The organism is Mycobacterium sp. URHB0044 (assembly GCF_000620625.1).
GTDB lineage: Bacteria > Actinomycetota > Actinomycetes > Mycobacteriales > Mycobacteriaceae > Mycobacterium.
In genome coordinates, this window is sequence record NZ_JIAW01000005.1 from 1 (window position 1) to 18,911 (window position 18,911).

The 18,911-nt window shown below is 65.8% G+C and carries 22 protein-coding genes and 1 pseudogene; 10 read left to right on the forward strand and 13 right to left on the reverse strand.

The features are described 5' to 3' along the window. The 11 genes from N536_RS0111470 to N536_RS38110 form a co-directional block, all read right to left on the reverse strand. On the reverse strand, window positions 1–545 hold a 545-nt coding region (locus tag N536_RS0111470; RefSeq protein WP_036436075.1), incomplete at its 3' end, for a DUF222 domain-containing protein. Between the two features lie 158 nt (window positions 546–703). Continuing rightward, window positions 704–1,480, reverse strand: a complete 777-nt coding sequence (locus N536_RS0111475) for a hemolysin III family protein (RefSeq protein ID WP_369798418.1) — start codon at window positions 1,478–1,480, stop codon at window positions 704–706. Between the two features lie 169 nt (window positions 1,481–1,649). Further along, window positions 1,650–2,315, reverse strand: a complete 666-nt coding sequence (locus tag N536_RS0111480) for an MOSC domain-containing protein (protein WP_029113745.1) — start codon at window positions 2,313–2,315, stop codon at window positions 1,650–1,652. Between the two features lie 10 nt (window positions 2,316–2,325). Continuing rightward, window positions 2,326–2,937 (reverse strand): AAA family ATPase, encoded by a 612-nt coding sequence (locus tag N536_RS38100; RefSeq protein ID WP_036436078.1) that lies wholly within the window; start codon window positions 2,935–2,937, stop codon window positions 2,326–2,328. A 53-nt stretch (window positions 2,938–2,990) separates the two neighbouring features. After that, window positions 2,991–3,380, reverse strand: coding sequence for a hypothetical protein (locus N536_RS0111490; RefSeq protein ID WP_029113746.1), 390 nt, complete (start codon window positions 3,378–3,380; stop codon window positions 2,991–2,993). 66 nt (window positions 3,381–3,446) lie between these two features. Continuing rightward, entirely contained in the window at window positions 3,447–3,962 is a 516-nt protein-coding gene (locus N536_RS0111495) for a methylated-DNA--[protein]-cysteine S-methyltransferase (RefSeq protein ID WP_036436080.1), read from the reverse strand. Further along, a complete protein-coding gene (locus N536_RS38105; RefSeq protein WP_051574428.1) occupies window positions 3,959–4,270 on the reverse strand; it encodes an Ada metal-binding domain-containing protein in 312 nt (103 codons plus the stop codon). Before N536_RS38105 ends, N536_RS0111495 begins: the two co-directional genes overlap by 4 nt. Window positions 4,271–4,284: 14 nt before the next feature. Then, window positions 4,285–5,001 carry a 2OG-Fe(II) oxygenase gene (locus tag N536_RS0111505; protein ID WP_029113748.1) on the reverse strand — a complete coding sequence of 239 codons (717 nt, stop codon included), beginning with the start codon at window positions 4,999–5,001 and terminating at the stop codon, window positions 4,285–4,287. Window positions 5,002–5,009: 8 nt separating this feature from the next. Further along, a complete protein-coding gene (locus N536_RS0111510) occupies window positions 5,010–5,612 on the reverse strand; it encodes a methylated-DNA--[protein]-cysteine S-methyltransferase (RefSeq protein WP_029113749.1) in 603 nt (200 codons plus the stop codon). Beyond that, window positions 5,609–6,082: an RNA polymerase sigma factor gene (locus tag N536_RS0111515; RefSeq protein ID WP_036436203.1), complete on the reverse strand. Its 474-nt coding sequence runs from the start codon at window positions 6,080–6,082 to the stop codon at window positions 5,609–5,611. The genes N536_RS0111510 and N536_RS0111515 overlap by 4 nt, the downstream gene beginning before the upstream one ends. A 46-nt stretch (window positions 6,083–6,128) precedes the next feature. Then, entirely contained in the window at window positions 6,129–6,614 is a 486-nt protein-coding gene (locus N536_RS38110) for a MarR family winged helix-turn-helix transcriptional regulator (RefSeq protein WP_064751538.1), read from the reverse strand. Window positions 6,615–6,719: 105 nt separating this feature from the next. Here N536_RS38110 and N536_RS0111525 point away from each other — a divergent pair, with 105 nt between their 5' ends. Genes N536_RS0111525 through N536_RS0111545 form a run of 5 tightly spaced genes read left to right on the forward strand, consistent with a single transcriptional unit; the run spans window position 6,720 to window position 11,206 of the window. Next, complete coding sequence (locus tag N536_RS0111525) at window positions 6,720–8,105, forward strand: hypothetical protein (RefSeq protein ID WP_231514494.1); 1,386 nt, start codon at window positions 6,720–6,722, stop codon at window positions 8,103–8,105. Next, window positions 8,102–8,500 (forward strand): FixH family protein, encoded by a 399-nt coding sequence (locus N536_RS38115; protein WP_051574429.1) that lies wholly within the window; start codon window positions 8,102–8,104, stop codon window positions 8,498–8,500. The genes N536_RS0111525 and N536_RS38115 overlap by 4 nt, the downstream gene beginning before the upstream one ends. 28 nt (window positions 8,501–8,528) lie before the next feature. Next, window positions 8,529–9,647: a hypothetical protein gene (locus N536_RS38120; protein ID WP_051574430.1), complete on the forward strand. Its 1,119-nt coding sequence runs from the start codon at window positions 8,529–8,531 to the stop codon at window positions 9,645–9,647. Between the two features lie 35 nt (window positions 9,648–9,682). Next, entirely contained in the window at window positions 9,683–10,183 is a 501-nt protein-coding gene (locus N536_RS38125; protein ID WP_231514495.1) for a hypothetical protein, read from the forward strand. A 39-nt stretch (window positions 10,184–10,222) separates the two neighbouring features. Further along, window positions 10,223–11,206, forward strand: coding sequence for an NAD-dependent epimerase/dehydratase family protein (locus N536_RS0111545; protein WP_029113752.1), 984 nt, complete (start codon window positions 10,223–10,225; stop codon window positions 11,204–11,206). Here the strand turns inward: N536_RS0111545 and N536_RS0111550 are convergent. Then, window positions 11,203–11,604 (reverse strand): helix-turn-helix domain-containing protein, encoded by a 402-nt coding sequence (locus tag N536_RS0111550; RefSeq protein ID WP_231514496.1) that lies wholly within the window; start codon window positions 11,602–11,604, stop codon window positions 11,203–11,205. The genes N536_RS0111545 and N536_RS0111550 overlap by 4 nt on opposite strands. Before the next feature lie 62 nt (window positions 11,605–11,666). Between N536_RS0111550 and N536_RS0111555 the strand changes: the two genes are divergently transcribed. Beyond that, a complete protein-coding gene (locus N536_RS0111555) occupies window positions 11,667–12,542 on the forward strand; it encodes an SDR family oxidoreductase (RefSeq protein WP_231514497.1) in 876 nt (291 codons plus the stop codon). A gap of 25 nt (window positions 12,543–12,567) precedes the next feature. Beyond that, window positions 12,568–13,458, forward strand: coding sequence for an alpha/beta fold hydrolase (locus N536_RS0111560; RefSeq protein ID WP_197040115.1), 891 nt, complete (start codon window positions 12,568–12,570; stop codon window positions 13,456–13,458). 132 nt (window positions 13,459–13,590) lie between these two features. Here the strand turns inward: N536_RS0111560 and N536_RS40700 are convergent, their stop codons facing one another. Continuing rightward, window positions 13,591–15,624 (reverse strand): caspase family protein, encoded by a 2,034-nt coding sequence (locus tag N536_RS40700; protein ID WP_051574432.1) that lies wholly within the window; start codon window positions 15,622–15,624, stop codon window positions 13,591–13,593. A 263-nt stretch (window positions 15,625–15,887) separates the two neighbouring features. Here N536_RS40700 and N536_RS0111570 point away from each other — a divergent pair, with 263 nt between their 5' ends. The 3 genes and pseudogenes from N536_RS0111570 (at window position 15,888) to N536_RS0111580 (ending at window position 18,118) form a co-directional block, all read left to right on the forward strand. Beyond that, window positions 15,888–16,376 carry a GNAT family N-acetyltransferase gene (locus N536_RS0111570; protein ID WP_029113756.1) on the forward strand — a complete coding sequence of 163 codons (489 nt, stop codon included), beginning with the start codon at window positions 15,888–15,890 and terminating at the stop codon, window positions 16,374–16,376. Between the two features lie 61 nt (window positions 16,377–16,437). Further along, window positions 16,438–17,078 (forward strand): annotated as a pseudogene (locus N536_RS38135) (PaaI family thioesterase). A gap of 161 nt (window positions 17,079–17,239) precedes the next feature. Then, on the forward strand, window positions 17,240–18,118 hold the full coding sequence (locus tag N536_RS0111580) for an alpha/beta fold hydrolase (protein ID WP_197040116.1): 879 nt from the start codon (window positions 17,240–17,242) through the stop codon (window positions 18,116–18,118). Window positions 18,119–18,911: the final 793 nt, after the last annotated feature.

The following is an 18,911-nucleotide window of genomic DNA, read 5'->3' on the forward strand; positions in this document are numbered from 1 at the left end:
CCGTCCTGATCGAGCAGGAAGACGGTGCGTTTCACCGTGTCGGCGAGCTGCTTCGGTCCGGTGCCGACGGCCGTGCGGACCCAGTCCACTTCGATCTGGCTGCGGGTGGGGGTGTCGACGAAGCTGGGGAGTTTGGCGATGCCTTTGCGGATCTCCTTGACGTGCTCTTCGGTCAAAAACCCCAACGCTTGCGCAGCAGCGGTCGCGGGCAGCACGGGTCCCAGCGGCTCCCCGGACAACGCGCGCCGCGGTCCCAACAGCGTCGCTTCGGTGAGCCGGCGGCTGGCCTCGGCGCCCGACAGCCGCCAGCGGGTCATGAGCACCTCCCGCCACGACTTGGCGCCCAACTCCCGCGGGGTGGTTTGGCCTTGCAGTTGGGTCAGCATGCGGTGGCGTTGGGCGGGCAGCTGACACGCCACCGCCTCCAGTTCGTCCATCTCCCGCATCAGGTCACCGTGGGTCAGGGTGTCGATGGCGCAGGCGGCGAGCTCGTCGTATGCGGCACGAAAAGCGGCGACCCTCGCCCGGAGCACCTCTGCCTGCATGATTCGAACGTATGTTCGGACTCTAAGGGTTTGGCGGCGGCGTTCATGAGGAAACTCGAAGGGAAAGTTGAGCCTCAAGTGGCCGCTGAAACCCAAGTGACACAAGAGATCTCACTGATACGCGAGCGCGCGCAAACTCCCGCCGCCCGGTCGGCCCGCTACAGGACCACGAACCAGATGGCGATGTAGTGGCAGATCGCCGCGGCGGCGGTGAAGGCGTGGAAGAACTCGTGATAGCCGAACGTCCGCGGCCAGGGATTCGGCCAGCGGATCCCATAGAAGACGGCCCCGATGTTGTACAGCACACCGCCTGCCGCGAGAAGGACGACGGCGGCCAGCCCGGCACCGGCCAGCAGCGTGCCCGCGAACCAGATCGCCGTGTAGCCGAGCAGTAGGTACAGCGGCACTCCGACCCACCGCGGGGCCGAGGGCCACAACATCTTGAGCGCCACGCCTGCTGTTGCCCCGCCCCACACCATGAGCAGAACCCGGTCCCCGGTGGCGGGTGGCATCGACAACAGGCAGAACGGGGTGAAGCTGCCCGCGATGAACACGAAGATCAGCGAGTGATCGATGCGCTTCATCCACTTCAGCGTGGTGGGGGAGTGCCAGTGCACGCGGTGGTAGAGAGCGCTGAAGCTGAACATCGCGACGATGGTCGTGGTGTAGATCAGGGCCGCCCAGACCGCCTCCGACGACGACGCGATCAATGCGGCCGTCACCAGTGCGCCGCCGGCCACGACCGCGGCGGCCGCTGAGCAGAAGTGGATCCAGCCGCGAGCACGGGGCCTGCCGAGGAAGTCGGTGACCGTGTCGGCGAGAACTTGGGGCAGGTCGTCGTCGACGCCGGTGTTCTGCGGCAGATCGTCGTCGAGGCCAGGAGGTGCCCAGCCGTCCGGGTAGGAAGGCGGTTGCGGGTCGGCTCGCCCGGAGATCGTCGTACTTGTCGCCGATGAGCGATCGTTCAGGAGAACTCCGGTGTCGAGGTGCTGGCCCTCGTGCCTGCGCCAGGGCCATCGCAAACGCGACGACACAGGGCGAGCGTACAGGCGGTACTTGGCCGCACGGTGCCGCGCAGAGTGTGCGTCCTGTCGCGATTTGGTCTCAGGCGGGCTGCGCGCCGCGCCGTCGCGCGAGCGCCTTGATGTCCTCTGGCAGCGCGTCCACGTGAAGTAGCTGGGGCAACAGGGCGGGTTCGCTCAAGACTGCGCGGAAGACCGTTGCGACGGTGATGTCGTGGTCGGGGCGGTGCGACACGACGACCGGGTCGCCGGCGCGCACGGTCCCCGGCGTGATCACCCGCAGATACGCGCCGGGGATCGCCGCCTTGGTAAAGGTCTTGATCAGGCCCGGAATCTCGAGAAAGGCCGCGAAGGTTCGGCACGGGGTGCGGGGAGATGTGACTTCCAGCACTAGACCGTCCGACCCGACATGCCAACGCTCACCGATCCGGGCGCCCGTCACGTCGATTCCGGACGTCGTCAGGTTCTCGCCGAAGTTGCCGTTCCCCAGCGTGCGCCCCAGCCGCTCTTGCCAGTCGTCGAGGTCTTCGCGCGCGTACGCGTACACGGCCTGGTCGTCGCCGCCGTGCAGCTTCTTGTTGCCGATGACGTCGGTGTCGAGGCCGCTGCCGATCCCGCCACGCTTGGGCCCTGGCGACCTGACCGCGACCGGCTGATCCGTCGGGATCTTGTCGATGCCGGTGAGCGCCGAGGGCTTGTCGGGGTTGGACCGCGGCCGGGCGAGATTGACCGTCAAGACACGTGGCATGGCGTCAAGACTAGGACGATGTCGGGCCGCCGGCCTCTTGCGGCCAGTCGTGTCTGGGCAACCGCAGCGATGACGGCGTCCAGTCCGGCCACGACGGCGAGCCGACCGCGATGCCGCCGCTGAATTGGGCGACGATCCGCGGACCTTGCCTGCGTGAATTGTCGTAGATCGTCGCGGTGTCCGACCCGGTGATGGCGGTGACGACCAGCGGCCACAACCGGCGGTGCCGATCCCGAATCTTGTTCTCCGGCACGTCGTGTCCGCCTGCGAGCACGCGGCGCTTGACGCGCTCGACGGCGAGGTCCTCGGGGATCATGACGACGTGCAGGGCGACGGTGAAGTCAGCGGCTCGGGCGGTGCGCAGCAGTTCGAGTTTGGAGGGATGCGAGAACACCGTCTCGGCGATGAACGACCGGCCCAACTCGATGAGTTTGGCCCGGGTTTCCGCCGCCACTCGGGCGGCGTCGTAGGCATGTGACAGCGGATCGTCGGGCCAGCGTTGCTTGGCGATCTCGTCGGCGTTGACGAACACGCTGCGGGGCAGCAGCGGCGCGAGCGTCAGGGCGACGAACGTCGACTTTCCCGCCCCGTTCGGCCCGACGACGAGGTCAAGGCGCTTCACGGGCGGTGCCGCGCGGCGGCGGGTGCGGCGTCACCGTTCAGCGCTCGGCCATCTCAGTGCTCGGCCATCAGAACGGCCGACGTACCGTCCGGCCAGTACTCGACGATCTGCCCGTCGTCGTTCAGCGCGACCATCGTGATGCCCCGCGCGGCGAGGACGTCCCCATAGTTGGTGCGCGAGAGGTTCTCTTCGATGGCGGCGGAGATCTCGGCGTTGAAGACGACGCCCTCCTCGACGGTCAGGTCGTTGGTGTCGAGGTCACCGGCGAGTGCCGCTTCCACCCGGCGCCGGGATGCGGTGTGCTGGCTCGATACGGCGCGGCCCACGCGTGCCCAATGGTCCAGCTGTTGCTTGGCCGAGCGACTCTGGCGGGCGCCTTCGGTGGTGGCGCTGTCCATCAGGTCTGCGGCGACTCGGGTGACGCGGTCTGCTACCTCGGACATCAGGGCACCTCCAGGGTATGTAGCAATCTGTAACACAGTGTAGCAAGTTGCTACAGGGCTGGCTCGTCAGATGCCTTCGAGCGCGAGGCGGGCGTCGCTGGACTCCACGTCGAGCAGCGCACGCTTGGCGGCCATTCCGCCGGCGTATCCGGTGAGGGCGCCGTCTGCGGCGAGCACGCGGTGGCACGGCACGACGATCAGCACCCGGTTGCGGGCCAGGGCGCCGCCGACCTTGCGGGCATCGGCCGCGGTGCGACCCATGCGCTGCGCGATCGCCCCGTAAGTCGTCGTCTCGCCGTAACCGGTCGTGGCGAGAACGTCCCGCAGGACGTCGGCGTCGAATCTGGTCGTGCCCGACCAGTCGACGGGGACGGTGAATGCGCGACGGAGTCCGGCGAGGTATTCGTCGATCTGACTCCGGGCGTCTACGACATGGGCATGCGCCGTACCGGTGGCTGCAAAGGCCGGCGCTTCGGTCTCCTCGGTGAAGGCGACCCGCGTGAGGCCGGCATCGCTCGCCTCGATGACGAGGTTGCCGATTCGAGTGGCGTGCACCGTCCGTGCAATCGTCGTGTCCATCATGGTTCTTCGCTCCCGTCGTTGAGGTTGTCGTCGGGTAGACGGCGATGCCGGCCGGAATGTGAGATCGCCGCCTTCCAAGTGGCGTACTGCTCGGGCAGGCACACCGCGCAGGGGCGGTAACCCGCCGCGAGGGCCGTCTCCTGGTCGGCGAAGAAGACCCGGTGCTGCACGTAACCGCCACGCGCGATGGCCCGTTGGGCGGCGGGGCAGTCGAGCCTTCCGAAGAGCTTTCCGCGTCGATGGCCGCCGAGGCGCCCAGGAGTCTGACTTGCGAACGGCCGGCCGTCGGCGTCGGTCAGCACGAACATGGTGTCCTACTTGGTCATTCGGCGTCGTGCAGGACCAGGCCGAGCGTGTGTCTGCGGCCAGATCGGATTCGGCTGACCCCGTGCCGTACCGGTGACCGCGACCATCCCCGCTTCGTCGGCGACGGACGGTCACGGGTGGTGAAGATCAGCCCGTGGCCGCGTTCGAGCACGGTCACCGTTCCCTTCGACTGGGCACGGGCTCGCTGCTCGACGAGCAGGAACTCGCCGCCGGTGTGGTCGATGCCCGGCCGGTCGAGCCCGACCACGACCTGAAGCGGAAAGACGAGGTCGCCGTACAGGTCTCGATGCAGTGCATTCCAGTCACCGGCGCCGTAGCGCAGCAGGATCGGGGTCGGTTTGCGCTGCCCGGCCGCATGGCAGGCGTCGAGCCAGTCGTCGAAGTCATCGGGCCACGGTGCCGGGTCACCGAGGCGGTCGGCCCACTCCCGCGCGATCGGGAGCAGGCGGCGATAGAACGCGGCGCGCATCTGCATGATCGAATCCGGCACTGGTTGACCGAAGTAGCGGTACGTGCCTTGCCCGAATCGGTACCTCGCCATGTCGATCGTCGAACGGAACAGCCGGTCCTGATCCCACATCGAGGTCAACTCGGCGCACTCCTGTGCGGTGAGGATCTGCCCGGTCTGCGCGCAGCCGAACTCGTCGATCTCCGCGGTGAGCGTGGACCAGTCCTGTGCGGCGATACGCTCGGCCACAGTCGTTTTCGTCATCGTGGATGTCATGCTGCCTCCAAGGTCAGGAGAGTTTGCTTGGCGTCGGCGCCGCCGACGTACTGGCCGATCGAGCCGTCCGTCCGGACCACCCGATGGCACGGGATCACCAGCGGCAGCGGGTTGCGTGCACAGGCACTGCCGACGGCACGCACGGCGCGCGGGTTTCCGATCGCGGCGGCGACGGCGGCATAGCTCTCGCGATGCCCGAAGCCGATTTCGCGGAGATGCTCGATCACCTGGCGGCGGAACCCGTCGGCGAGCCGCATGTCCAACGGAAGGTCGAACTGCGTGCGGCTGCCGTTGAAGTACTCGTCGATCTCCCGTGCGGCGGCATCCAGTCGGGCGGGTGCCCGCAAGATCCGCGGGCTGACCTTGTCGGCGAGCGCGCTGAGGACGGCATCGTGGCCTTCGATGGCGTACGCGACGCGGACGAGACCGACGGGTGTCGCCGCGAGCAACAGCGACCCGAGTGGGGTGTCGAGCGTCCGGTATCCCACGTCCAGTAGGTCCGCGGTCTCGGCGTCGCGTTCGAGGCGACGGTGCAACCGGGCGAGCGTGGCGGCGTCGTTGCCGCCCAAGGCGTCGAAGAGGTTGTCGAGTTTCGTCATGGCTTGTCCTTCGGGTAGATCCGTCTCAGCGTCTTGATGCCGTCGGCGGCGGCTCTGCGCGCGGCCTCGGGGGAGTTGCCCAGCAGTTCGGCGATCTCGGCGTGTGGCAGCCCGGCGAGATGGTGGTAGGCCACGGCCTTGCGCTGTTTGTCGGGCAGCGATTCCAGCGCCGCCCACAGATCGGGGTGGTCGGCCGATGAGCTCCCCGACTGTGCGCGCGGTTCGGGAAGCGTTTCGGCGGGCACCGGTGCACGCGAGATCGTGCGTCCCACGTCGATCGCTCGGCGGTGGGCGATGGTGACCAGCCAGGCTTCGACGTTGGCGTCGGGATCGAGGTTCGGATAGGCGCGCATGGCCGAGATGAACGTCTCCGACCAGGCATCGTCGGCGTCGACGGGCCCGAGTACGGCGCGGCACACGCGCAATACCATCGGGCCGTATTCGGCCACTAAGTCCTCGAACGGTCGCACACTCACATCCTGTAGACGCATCCCAGCGTTGAGATGTGAGATCGACTCAACCAGGTGGTGAGCACTGCGTGGCTTCGACGGAGCGGGCGGTTTCGACGACGACGCGGGCCGTCCTGACCAGCGCAGTGCGCTGCGTTGCCGACAGGGGAGCGGTGACGACAGTCAGGGCGTCCCGGATCTCGGCCGCGCCCTCGCGGGCGAGCTCGCGGCCCAGGGCGGTGATCACCACGCGTACCCCGCGCCCGTCGCTGGGGTTCGTCTCACGGCGCACCATGCCACGCCGTTCGGCACGGTCGATCAGCCCCGTCACGCTGGACTTGTCGAGCCCGAGGCGTTGCGCGAGCTGCTGCATGCTCGGTTCGTGGTCACGCAGGATGCCAAGCAGGCGAAGCTGGGTGAGTGACAGGTCGTGCTTGGCCCCGGTGCGGGTCAGGACGCCCTGGATGACGAATGACAGTTCCGCCAACGCGTCGACGAACTCGTCGGCGCCTGCCAGCCGCGCCCGTCGAGCCGCCGGATCGTCGATGTCCACCGGCCGAGCCTACCGCGACTTAGTTTGTGGCACCAACCAATATGTTGGTGGTACAAACTAAATGTGAGTCCGCGCCGACAGTCCCGCCCTTCACGGACGGTCGGCGTGATCCTGTTGGTCTTGCTGGCGCTGATCTGCGTACCCGCGGCAGTGGCAGGCGCCGACGGGATGGGTTCGGACACCGACATTCACGTGGCCCAGACGTTGGGCGGCCGGGAGTTGACGGTGACGATCCGCCGCGTCGGTCCGGTGCTGGGGCCGCTGCACGTCGACGTCGTCACCCATCGCGGCGACGCGCCGGGAGCACTGCAGCTCACCGCGACCGCGGCCGGCGCGACCACCAGCACCGCACGCGTGGACCTCGGCCCGCAGCCCGGCATCTACTCGGCCACGTTGAACGTCGACCGGGCCGGCCCGTGGGAACTGCTCGTCGACGACGGGACGACCGTCGGCCGGATTCCTTTTCTCATTCCGGCGCAAGTCACCCCGCCGTGGAAGAAGGCCAGCGACTACGGGTTCTTCGTTGCCGGCGTACTGCTGATCGTCTCGCTGGCCGTGACACTGCGGTTCCGCCGAAACTGGGCCGCACTGGTCCCGGCGACCGGCATGGTCGTCGCGTTGACGGTCGCGGTCACCGGCGCCATGTTGTCGGCGTATTCACCGCCCCCGCCGCAGCCCGGTCACGACCTGGATCCCACGCTCGAGAACGTCAACGACCCGTATGCCCGGGTCGCGGCGAATTCCCTGACCCCGACGGACTATTCGCGCCCGCCGGTCAACCTTTCGGTGTCCCGAACGCCTGCCCCGAATGGCCGGTCGACGCTGCATCTTCAGCTGATCGATTCGGCGACCGGCCGCCCCGCCGACGACTTGCTGATTCATCACGGCGCACTGATCCATCTGATCGTGGTGTTGCCGTCGGGCGCCATGTTCCATCTGCATCCCGTCCGCGTCGCACCCGGTCGCTACGAGGTGCAACTCGAACAAGGTGAACGCGGCACCTACGCGATGGCCGCCGAAGTCGCGCGCCGCGGCGGCGGGGTTCAGCTGCTGCGGGCCTCGGTCGACGCCGACATCCCCGGCTCACCCCCAGCCCCGGGCCCCGCGACACCGTCGCCGGGACGGATCACCGCCACGGTGGCGCCGGCCGGGAGTCCCAGCACCGTCCGAGCTCGATTCGGGGACGGGTCCGATCTGCAGCCGTGGCTCGGCATGGCCGGACACATGATGGTGGTGGGCCCGCTACCCGACGGCCCCGACGTCGGCAAAGTGGCTCTCGGAGCACCGATTTGGTCACACGTACATGCCATGGTGCCGGCCACTCCGGGATCGGCCGGCGGGCAGCCAGACGAATCAGTGGCTCGCTACGGACCCGAGGTCGATTTCACGTACACCTTCGCACTCCCTGGTCGGTACAAAGTGTGGGTGCAGGCCGAACGCGACTACGCCATCCTCACCGCGCCTACCGAAGTCGAGGTTCCCCGACCATGAACCGCCAGCGTCTGCTCGTCGTCGTTGCGATTGCCGTCGCCGTGATCGGTGCCGGAGTCTGGCTCCTGTGGCCCACCGCGAAGGACTCGACCACGTCGGCCGCCACCGCCGGCCCCTATCTGGTACGCGTGGTCGGAGATCCGCCCAAGGTCGGTGTCGGCACGCTCACCGTCGAGGTATCCGGCGACGGACGGGCACCGGAATCGGTAACCTTCGAGCCCGCCATGCCCCAAATGGGCCACGCCGCAACACCCGTCGCGGCCACCCAGGAGAGCCCGGGGCGTTACCGCGCCGACGTCGACCTGTCGATGCCAGGGCAGTGGGAGATCACCGTGCGCATTGCGGCGGCCGGTCAGGTCCACGAAGCAGTTCTGAGCGTTACCACCAGCGGCTGATGATCACACCAGGGAAGGACTCATCGTCATGACACTTGCAGACGAGGCCGAGCGGCAGGGGGCAGGCCCCGCGACGGGGTCGTCGGGCGTCGTGCCCGCGTTCGTGATGCTGGTCGGAACTCTGATCTCGTTCTCGGGATTGGCGTGGGACATCGGCTGGCACACCGACGTTGGGCCGGACAGCTTCTTCACGCTGCCGCACCTGTTCGTCTACTCCGGTGGTGCGATCGCCGGGTTGACCAGCCTGGTGATGGTGCTGCGGGCCACCGCGGCGCAGCGCCGGGGCGTCGATCCCGATCCGGCCGTCGGCGGTCGTGCGTTCAGGGTGCTTGGCGCCTTCTCGGCGCCCATCGGCTACCTCATCGGTGGTATCGCTGCCGCCTCCTTCCTGCTGTACGGGCTCTGGGATGAGTGGTGGCACAGCCTGTATGGGTTCGACGTCACCATCGCCTCGCCACCGCATCAAGGGTGGCTGAACTCGATCTGCATGACGATCATGGGCACCGCGATCGTCTTCGCCGCGGCACGTGAACACCGTTGGGGTCGTTACGGTTTGATGGTCGCGTTGGCGACGTTCGCCTCGTACTTCTCCATCACCAGCGAGGCGCTGGGCGACATCAATCTGGACTCACCGGCCGAGTGGGTTCTCGTGGCGGTGGTGGTGATTCCCATTGCGTGCGTCCTGTTGGGTGCGCGAGTGCTGCCTCGGGGAGGTGCGCTCGGAACCGGATTCGTCTACCTGGCCCTGAATCTGGTGGTCTGGAACTTCGCGAACTGGGCGGTCGTCTGGTACGCCGACGTTCAACACCTCGCCCTTCGCGACTTCAGCGAGCTGGGCTTCCCCATCGAGCAGCTCCTGATACCAGCGAGCGTTTTCGTGTTCAGCGTCGTCGTCGAACTGCTGGTGCGGTGGCGTGGCGCTTCGGCGTGGATCTTGGGCCTGTGTGGGGGAGTCGGCGCGATCGCGATCACCTGGTGGCTCACCGCCTCTGGCGATGAGGGGCAGTCCGGCGGCGCAGTGCTCACCTGTGTTGCGGCCGGGGTGGTTGCCGCCCTGCTGGGAGCAGCCATCTGGCGCCTCGGTTACGCGATGCGCGTGGCGAACACCCGGCGCACCATCGGTTCTGCCGCGGCGGCCGCAGCATGACCATTCGCAGCAGAATTCGGGCATGTGTCGCTCTCATGTGCACGGTAATCGCGGTCTCGATCGGTGCGGCACCGTCCGCTGCGGCGGGTCCGCTGGACTACGTCGTCCACACCGAGCGCGTCCAAGTCGGGCCCTACCCGATGACCGTCGGATTCACCGTCTGGCCCATCCGGGCCATGCAGTCCCTGGACTTCATCTTCGAGCCCGACGGCGGGATTGCCGACAAGTCGGGGACCGTCACGCAGATCGCACCCGACGGCAGGGACGGTTCGAGGCGGTTGTCGCGGCATCCGCGTGATCGCAGTGTCTGGGGACTGGACGTGCATTCCCTGGACGCCTCGGGAACGTGGACGCTTCGCTTCGAGATCGACGGTCCGCAGGGGCCAGGAACCGGAGAGCTGGCCATCGACGTGCTCAAGCAACCCGGTCCTCCGCTTCCGCTGAGCTGGGCGATCGGACTGGTGCCGCTGGCGTTGGCGGTGGCGTTCTACGTCGCGGTGTGGGTGCGGACGGGCTCGCCGACCAAGCGACAGTAGGTCGTTTCGGGCGTTCGGAACCCGGGCACACCCACCGACATGGGGCTCGTAATTGCGGTGACCGGGCCGACGGGCGAGATCGGCCTTTCGGCGATTGATGCGCTGGAACGCGATCCGGCGGTGGAACGCATCATCGGCATGGCCCGACGACCGTTCGACCCGGCCGCGCACGGATGGACCAAGTCGAGCTACCGGCAGGGCGACATCCTGGACCGCGCTGCCGTCGACGATGTGGTGGCTGAGGCCGACGTCGTCATCCACCTCGCCTTCATCATCATGGGCTCGCGCGAGGAGAGTGCCCGCATCAACTTGGCGGGCACTCGCAACGTCTTCGAGGCGACGGTGGCGGCCGATCGGCCCAAGCGGTTGGTGTACACCTCGTCGGTCGCCGCCTACGGATATCACTCGGACAACCCGGTTCCGCTCACCGAGGACGTACCGACGCGCGGCTCACCCGAGCACTACTACTCGGCGCAGAAGGCCGAGTGCGAAGCCGTGCTCGAAGAGATCACCCGCGGCACGTCGCTCGAAGTGTTCGTGTTGCGGCCGTGCGTCGTCGCGGGCCCGAAGGCCCCCGCGCTCGCGGATGCGATGCCGTGGAACCAATTGCCGGGACCGGTCCGAGCGGTAGGACGGTCGCTGCCGGTCTTCAAGATGCCGTTTCCGGACCCGGGGATCCCGATGCAATTGGTGCACCACGACGACGTCGCGGCGGCGATCGCGTTGGCCGCCACGACTACGACGGCACCGCCCGGCGCGTACAACATCGCGGGCGACGGAGTGATCACCGCTTCGGAGATGGCTGCCGCACTGGGAGGACGCCCGGTCCGCGTGCCGCACATCGCCGCGAGGGCCACATCGGCGTTGATCGCGCGCTTGCCGTTCGTGCCGACACCGCTGGAGTGGTTGCACGTCGGGCGCACGTCGGTCGTGATGGACATCGGCAAGGCCAGAACCGAACTTGGCTGGAACCCGAAGTACACCTCGGCCGACACGCTGGCCGCACTGGCTGAGACGAACTAGTTTCCGCGGCTCTGGCGCCGCGCCGCATCGAAGGTGCGCCGCGAGTGTTCCACCTGATCGAGATTGACCGACCATTCCCCGAGTGCTGCAAAGACCGGTGCGAGACTGCGCCCGAGGTCGCTGATGGCGTACACCACCCGGGGCGGCATCTCGGCGTGATACGTCCGCTCCACCAGGCCATCGCGCTCCAACCGGCGCAGACGTTCGGTCAGCACCTTGGGTGTGATCGTCACGATGCGCCGCTCCAGTTCGACGAAACGGTGTGGACCGTGATGGTGCAGCGTCCACAGGATCGGTGTGGTCCAGCGGCTGAACACGATGTCGACGATCGGAGCGATCGGGCAAGCGTTCTCGGGAGCCACGTCATCCGTCGCGTCGAGGACTATGCGCTCGGTCACATTCAGCCCTTCCGCCGTTACTTTCGTCTAGGTACCTACTACCTCACAGATAGTACCGTCGCGTGGTCGATCTCGAACGGGAAGGAATGGACATGATCGTGGTGACCGGAGCGGCGGGGAATGTTGGGCGGCCACTGGTGCGGGCCCTTGTCGAGGCGGGAGAGCGAGTCATCGCCATATCGCGCCGGCCCGTTAGCTCGGAAGTCCTTGCGGGGGTGGAACATCGGCAGGCCGATCTCACCGAGTCAGAACAGCTCGCATCAACCTTCGACGGCGGCGATTCGTTGTTTCTCATGGACACCGGTGCGAGCGCTCACCTGATCGACGCCGAAGCCATTCTCGCGGCCGCACGCAGAGGCGGCATCGGCCGGGTGGTGCTGCTGTCCTCCCTTGGAGTCGCGACCCGCCCGGAGTCGCCTTCGCACGGGCGGCTCATGCGGTCCGTCGAGGAGGCGGTGCTGCGGTCGGGAATGGAGTCGACGATCCTGCGGCCCGGCGGTTTTGCGTCCAACGCCCTTGCCTGGGCCGAGTCGGTCCGGGCCCGGCGGATCGTCGCCGCCCCGTTCGGGGACGTCGGCCTTCCCCTCGTCGACCCCGCCGACATAGCCGCCGTCGCCGCGGCGGCCCTGCGGCAACCCGGCCATACGGGCAAGACGTACCAGCTGACGGGGCCTGCACTCATCACGCCTCGGCAGCAGACCCTGGCGATCAGTGAAGCGCTCGGTGAGCCGGTCGAATTCGTGGAACAGAGCCGCGCCGAGGCCCGCGAGCGCATGCTGCGGTTCATGCCGGGACCCGTGGTCGAAACCACCCTCGACGTCCTGGGAACGCCGACGCCGGACGAAGTGCAAATCAGCCCCGACGTGGAACGGATTCTCGCTCGACGGCCCCGCTCGTTCATCGACTGGGCCAATGCTCACGTCGCCGCCTTCAAGTAGCCGTCCGCGAGAGAGGTACTACACAGTGTCGAAACCAGTGTTCCAACGACCCTTCGAAGTCTCAGCCGAGGAGTATCCGTTCACCGACCACTGGCTCGAGTTTCGTGACGGCCACATTCACTACGTCGACGAAGGCGACGGGCCAACCGTTCTGCTTCTTCATGGCAACCCGACGTGGTCGTACCTCTACCGCAACGTCATCAAGGAGCTGAGCAGTGAGTGTCGCCTCGTCGCGCTGGACTATCCGGGCTTCGGGATGTCGAAGGCGCCAACTGGTTACGGATATACGCCGCAAGAACACTCAGAGATGCTCTTCGAGTTCATCACGCATCTCGATCTGACGAACTTCGTGATGGTGGTGCAGGATTGGGGTGGCCCCATCGGCATGAGCTACGTCGTGAAGCACCAAGACAACATCAGGGGCGTCGTCCTCATGAACACGTGGGCGTGGCCTTCCACGCTGCCCAAGGTGCGGCTGTTCTCCCTCGCGATGGGTGGCTGGCCCATCGGCTACTGGCTGCAGACCAAGATGAACTTCTTCGCCAAGACGATCCTGCCGGCCGGCATCTTTCACAAGGAGAAGGTCACGGAGACGCTCCGAAAGGCCTATACCGATCCATTCCCGACACCGCGGTCCAGGATGCCCACGTGGGTGTTCCCGCGGCAGATTCGCAAGGCCGGATCCTGGCTCGCCACGATCGAGGCGGAGCTTCCCACGCTGTCTGGTCTTCCGACGCAGATCCTGTGGGGCGCGCAGGACAGTGCTGGGTTTCCCCGCGAACTCATGGAGCGTTGGCGGGGCTATCTACGGGCCAACGAGACGGAGGTCTTGGACGACGCAGCCCATTTCGTCCAAGAAGACCGGCCCGACCGCGTCGTCGCAGCGATTCGGCGAGTCCTGGAACGTACGGCGTAGGGGCCTTCGGGGCGGTGGCGATCTTGATTGCAGCATGCGGCCTGAACCGCAACCGTGGAGTTGTGAGGAGATTTCAGTCTGGCAATCCCACCGGCGGCCGCATTCACCGTCAACGGTTGCTGATGCTGCGAGTCAAGAAACGAGGGCCGCGAGGAACATCCGTTCTGGTGCTGCGTCCTCGAACGTCTGGATTCCGGGGTGTTGCCGTCCGTCGTCGCCGAACTGCGTCTTGACGTCAGCGAGGAACTGAGCGTTGGTCCTTGGCGTATCGTCCAGAACGCTCATCGAGTTCTTGGTGAAGTGGCCGACTCCGGAACTCTCCCAAGCTACTTCGTCATCCTGGCATGCGCTGAACATGACCTGGTGACGGACGTCGATTGCCGGCCGCGCTGACCGAGACTTGTTGACCTCCTTGAACATCGAAGGAGTGAAGGGCAGATACCGATCCACCCAGCCGTCCGGCGTAGGTGACGGCGGAGGCTTGAATCCGCGGAACGCCGAACCTGAGTGACAACAATCCAGGAACCCCGTGAGGCTCACAGTGGCTTTGAGGTTGGTCGCGACGATGCTGTAGATGTCATCGTCGAGGAGGAGGCCTGCCTGGTCGTAGTCGTGGGGGCAGAGCGCCTCGTCGCGGCCATCGATCTCCTCGCCGTCGCGGCGCGGTCCGAGATAGAGGTCCGGCACGGTGGTCCCGTGGCCGGCGTACTGGAAGACCACGACATCGCCGTCCTCCGTCTTGGAGAGCAGCGTCGTGAAGGCCTCGACGATGCCCGCCCGAGACGCGTCGGCGTCGTACAGGGCTGTTACGGAGAAGCCCAGTTCCCGGAGGGCGTTCGCCCACTTCTGCGCATCCGCAACCGCACCCGACAGGGGTTTGGTTGGGTAGGAGTCGATTCCGATGCACAGCGCGTGTCGCTTGCCCTGGTGCACGCGCGCGGGTGCACTGGTCGCGAAGGACTGCGCAGGGGTGGGCGCGATATCGGTGATCGGGACCATCGGCCCCGTCGAGTAATCGCGCCATACGGCCCTGCCCGTCTCAACTGATGCAACCTTGGGAAGTTTGACGACGGGATCCGGCACACCGGCGCTGCGCAGTACCCGGTAGGCCACGCTCTCCAAGGTGGGATTGTCGTTGTCGAGCCCACCGTGACTCGTCGATTGGGTACGCCTGCCGATGGAGGCGTCGGCGGAAGACACCGACCACAACACCTCGGCATCAGCCTTCCCGGATCCGGTGTTCAGACCAAACAACGACACCAGGTCGGGATCGCCACGCAAGGAGTCTTCGAGGCCCAGAATCGGCATGTTCGGAACGGGCTCGAGCGCTCGGCTCACCAAGTAGAGCAATGACTTCCGGTACACACCGATCACGCTGTCGTCACGCTCGTGCTCGCGACGCATCGTGAACACCGCGGCTTCGTCGATTCCCCGGCCCTTTCCGACGAGGGTGGCGAGCGTGCTCTTGAACAGGGGCACGGTGATGGCAGGCGCCAGCAAGGCCAAGGACGCAAACGACGGCACTCCCGCCGCACGGGCCGCTGGAATGAAGTGCGCATGGAAGATCGAGCCGGCGCTGTGCCCCGCGGCGTGAAGTGAAACCGCGTTCGGATGGTCACGGGTGAACTGCGCGAGCCGCACGGCCGTGTAGTGAGCGCCGCCCTGGGGATCGACGTCGGTTTCTGGTTGGCTGGCCAACTGCGCGCTCTGTTTCATGGCGAGCCACAGTTTGGAGGCGATCGGGCGGACGAGCACCTCGATCATCGGGTCGACGGTGTAGTCGGCGAGGTCGCGAGTGGCGAGCGTCGGACCGAGGATCTGCTTGATCGCATCGAGTGCGCCTGACTCCCAGACGAAGTGCAACGGGTACACACCGTTGGACAGCCACCAGTCGATCTGGCCCTGCGCGATCAGGAGGCCCTTTTCTTCGTCGATTAGTCCGCCGTGCGCCCAGATCATCAGCGGAACCGGATGTCCGCCGGAGGCCTCGATGAACCTTGGGAGGTGCTGGTCGAAGATCGCGTCGACGTCGGACGCCGTCGTGGTGTACCTGCCAGTGGACGAGAACCGGCCCTGGGTGAGATTGATGACGTAGGGCGGTAGCCTGCCGAGGTCATCGGCGTTCAATTGGCGCGCACCCGCCGGTGTGGTTCGTTCCAGTTCCATCGTCGATCCCCTCCAGATTTCGCTGTGTCGCGAAATGGCCCAGCGAGCCGGGCCATTTCGGAGTCTCCCCAGTTCCACATGCTAAGTCGGCAAATGAGCTCAAACGTGCGATGGAGGCAAGTCACGACAAGTCGAGTAGCGCACTACTCAGGTGAGTGCCGTCGGGCCATTCGGAGATGGCCGCGGACGCTCGCAGTGGATGAAGCAATGTGGCCGCGGGTATCCTGAACGGTCGCGATGACCAGTGATCAGGAGTCCCGTGGATGATCCGGGAGAGGCGACCGGAAGACCTCGACCGACTCTGCGCTGTTCTGCAAGCCATCGAGCCTGAGTCCCCCCTGCTTTCGGGTCTTGACCTCAAGGGATGGCTCGAGGAGCACGACGCAGAACGATCGTGGGTCTTCGACATGGCGCCGGTCAGCGTTGCACCGACGAAGAACGTCGTCGGGCACGTACAGATAATCCGGCCCGCCAAAGATTCACCGGTTGCCAGGTCGCTCGCGAATACCCATGCGACGCCGGACAATTCGTTGGCGATCGTAAAGTTGTTCGTCAAGCCCAATGGCTATGAATACGGCATCGGACGATACCTACTGAAGGAATCGATCAAATACATCCAGGGGCAGGGGAAGATTCCCGTCTTGGACGTTCATGGGAATGCGTTTCTCTCGAAGGAGTTCTACGCAAAGTACGGGTTCGAAGAGGTCCCGTCGGCAGACCCCGCAGTTGCTCCCATGATCTTCGCCCGATGATTCGACTCGGAGGTGAATCGTCGCCTCGTGATGTTTCAGCAAACATGCGGCACGCACGGACATGAGGCGTACAGTCCGGTTTGTGTTCGAGTTCGAACAGCTGAGCTACGAAGAGGGTGAGCGACGAAGACGGCGGTATGAACCGCTGACGGAGTCGGTGCGCCAGCTCATCGACGCCACGGTCAGGACGGAGGCCGACGACGCGACGTTGGCGACCGTCACAGCCGAGATCGACGCCGCCTTGGCCAAACTTCGAAACCTCCAGCGGGAGGGCACGTTCGGCGTCGGCGCCCCCCCGACGGCAGGACCTTTCCCTGGGGCAACGTCGCCATGGGGCCGCGGAACCCCATCGCGCCGCCGTTGGTGGTTCAGCACGACAGTGCCGACACCGCTCACCTCGACGTCCACCTCGGCGCGGCGTACGAGGGCCCACCCGGCCACCTCCACGGCGGTTACAGCGCGCTCGTCCTCGACCATCTTCTCGGTGTCACTGCCAGTCGCAATGACTATAAGACGGCAGCTGCGACGGGAACCATCACGTTCCGGTACCGGCGGCCCACGCGGTTGGGTCAACTGCACGCCGAGGCGGAGATCCAACGCACGGAGGGGCGCAAGGTGTACGTCGTCGGCCACATTGCCGATGCCGAGGGCGTCACGGTCGAAGCCGAAGGATTGTTCATCGTCGTGAAACAACCGGGCTGACTACCGCGAACGTCAACCAACCGAATCGTCGGGCGTTGCGATGATAGTTCGGCTCATGCATAGTTTCAGATATGAACGATATCATGTCCGAAGTACATCACCGGCAGCTGAGTGTCAACGGGATCGACATGCACGCCGCGGAAAGTGGGCGGGGCCCTCTGGTGGTGCTGCTGCACGGCTTCCCTGAAACCTGGTATTCGTGGAGACATCAATTGCCGGCGCTCGCGGCGGCCGGTTACCACGTCGTGGCTCCTGACCTCCGCGGCCACGGATGGACGACCGTCCCGACTGACGTCGCCGATTGCGACATGGCCCACCACCTCGACGACTTGACTGGCCTCCTCGATGCAATGGATGTACCGGAAGCCGTCCTGGTCGGCCACGATTGGGGCGCTCACACGGTGTGGGCTGCAGCCCAATTACGACCAGATCGGGTGTCCGCCTTGGCCGTACTTAGCGCACCGTATTCGGTACGCGGCGCGGCGCCACCCACGGAACAGCTTCGTCAGTGGGCGGGTGACCGCTTCAATTGGATGTTGCACTTCCAGCCGCCAGGCCTAGCCGAAGCGGAGATGGACCCCGATCCAAAGCGGACCATCCGGTTGATCGCCTACGGATTGTCGGGAGAGGCCGGTGATTTGGGCAAGCACTTGATCACGGAGTTACCCAGGGGCGCTGGCCTGTTGGACTCCATTCCCGAACCGGATGTCGAGCTTCCCTGGCTGGGGGAGGACGATCTTGATGTCTACGCGAAGGCATACGCTCGCACAGGATTTGCCGGCAGTCTGAATCGATATCGGAACGTGGATCTCGACTGGGCGAAGTTACCCAGTCTCGGGGTCACCACAGTCACGGCGCCGACGCTGTTCATCGGCGGCAGCGTCGATACGGGGGTTCGGCACGCCGACTTCGCGGAGATGCGCTACTGGGTGCCCGGACTGCGTGAGCCGGTGATACTGGACGGCTGTGGACACTGGGTACAGCAGGAACGCCCCGCTCAAACCAACGAAGCTTTGGTGTCTTTCCTCGGCTCGCTGTGACACTACATTCGGGCAGGGCGCCTGAACGTCAACCGCTGGCGTGTTCCAAGAATCCGCCAAGCCATTGGCCGCAAACTTGCGCGACCGGGCACACGTCGCCGTGCAAATGAGGGGAAGCCGTGATCGTCACTATCCGCAACATGAAGAAGATGGCTGGCATTGCTTTGCTCTCGTGCGGCCTCGGGCTGGCCGCAATGGGGATGGGCGCAGGTAGCGCCCAAGCCGATTCTGGCCCATTCCATTGGTGCCCAGGCGATTCCATGCAGTACCCACAACCGGCCCCCCGATCGGGTGGCCAGGCGGGACCAGGACTCTATTACAACTGGGACATGAATATCTGCCACACCTGGTATTGGGTCGCACACGAACAAGGCAACGTTCCGTACCAAGGCAGCCTACCGAGCGGCGTCTGGGACGGAGAAAATCCGCCTGCCCTCGAGCCCAATAGGTGCGACTTCTGCTGGTAGGACCGGTTCGAACTGCAGATCCTTCGGAGCTGCTTGAGGTTCAAAGTGTCTGTGCCACAAGACTATTAGCCACAGTGGCGAATAGACTTGTGGTGGCGCCCAAACGTGGGGAAGCGGTACTCCGGTGTGGACGTGAGTGCGTTGTGGCGGGCGATTGCGGGCAGGGTCCTCCATCGCAGCCTCCGTGCGTGAGAGCGATTCCTCTCCTTTTTGTCACAGTGATGTATTAGCGGTGGGATGGTGGGGCGATCGATGGGCGGCCCAGTGACCTCAAGGGGCAGTTCGGCACGCCAACGGACGCCGTGGCGTGGTGATGTCCATTTGGT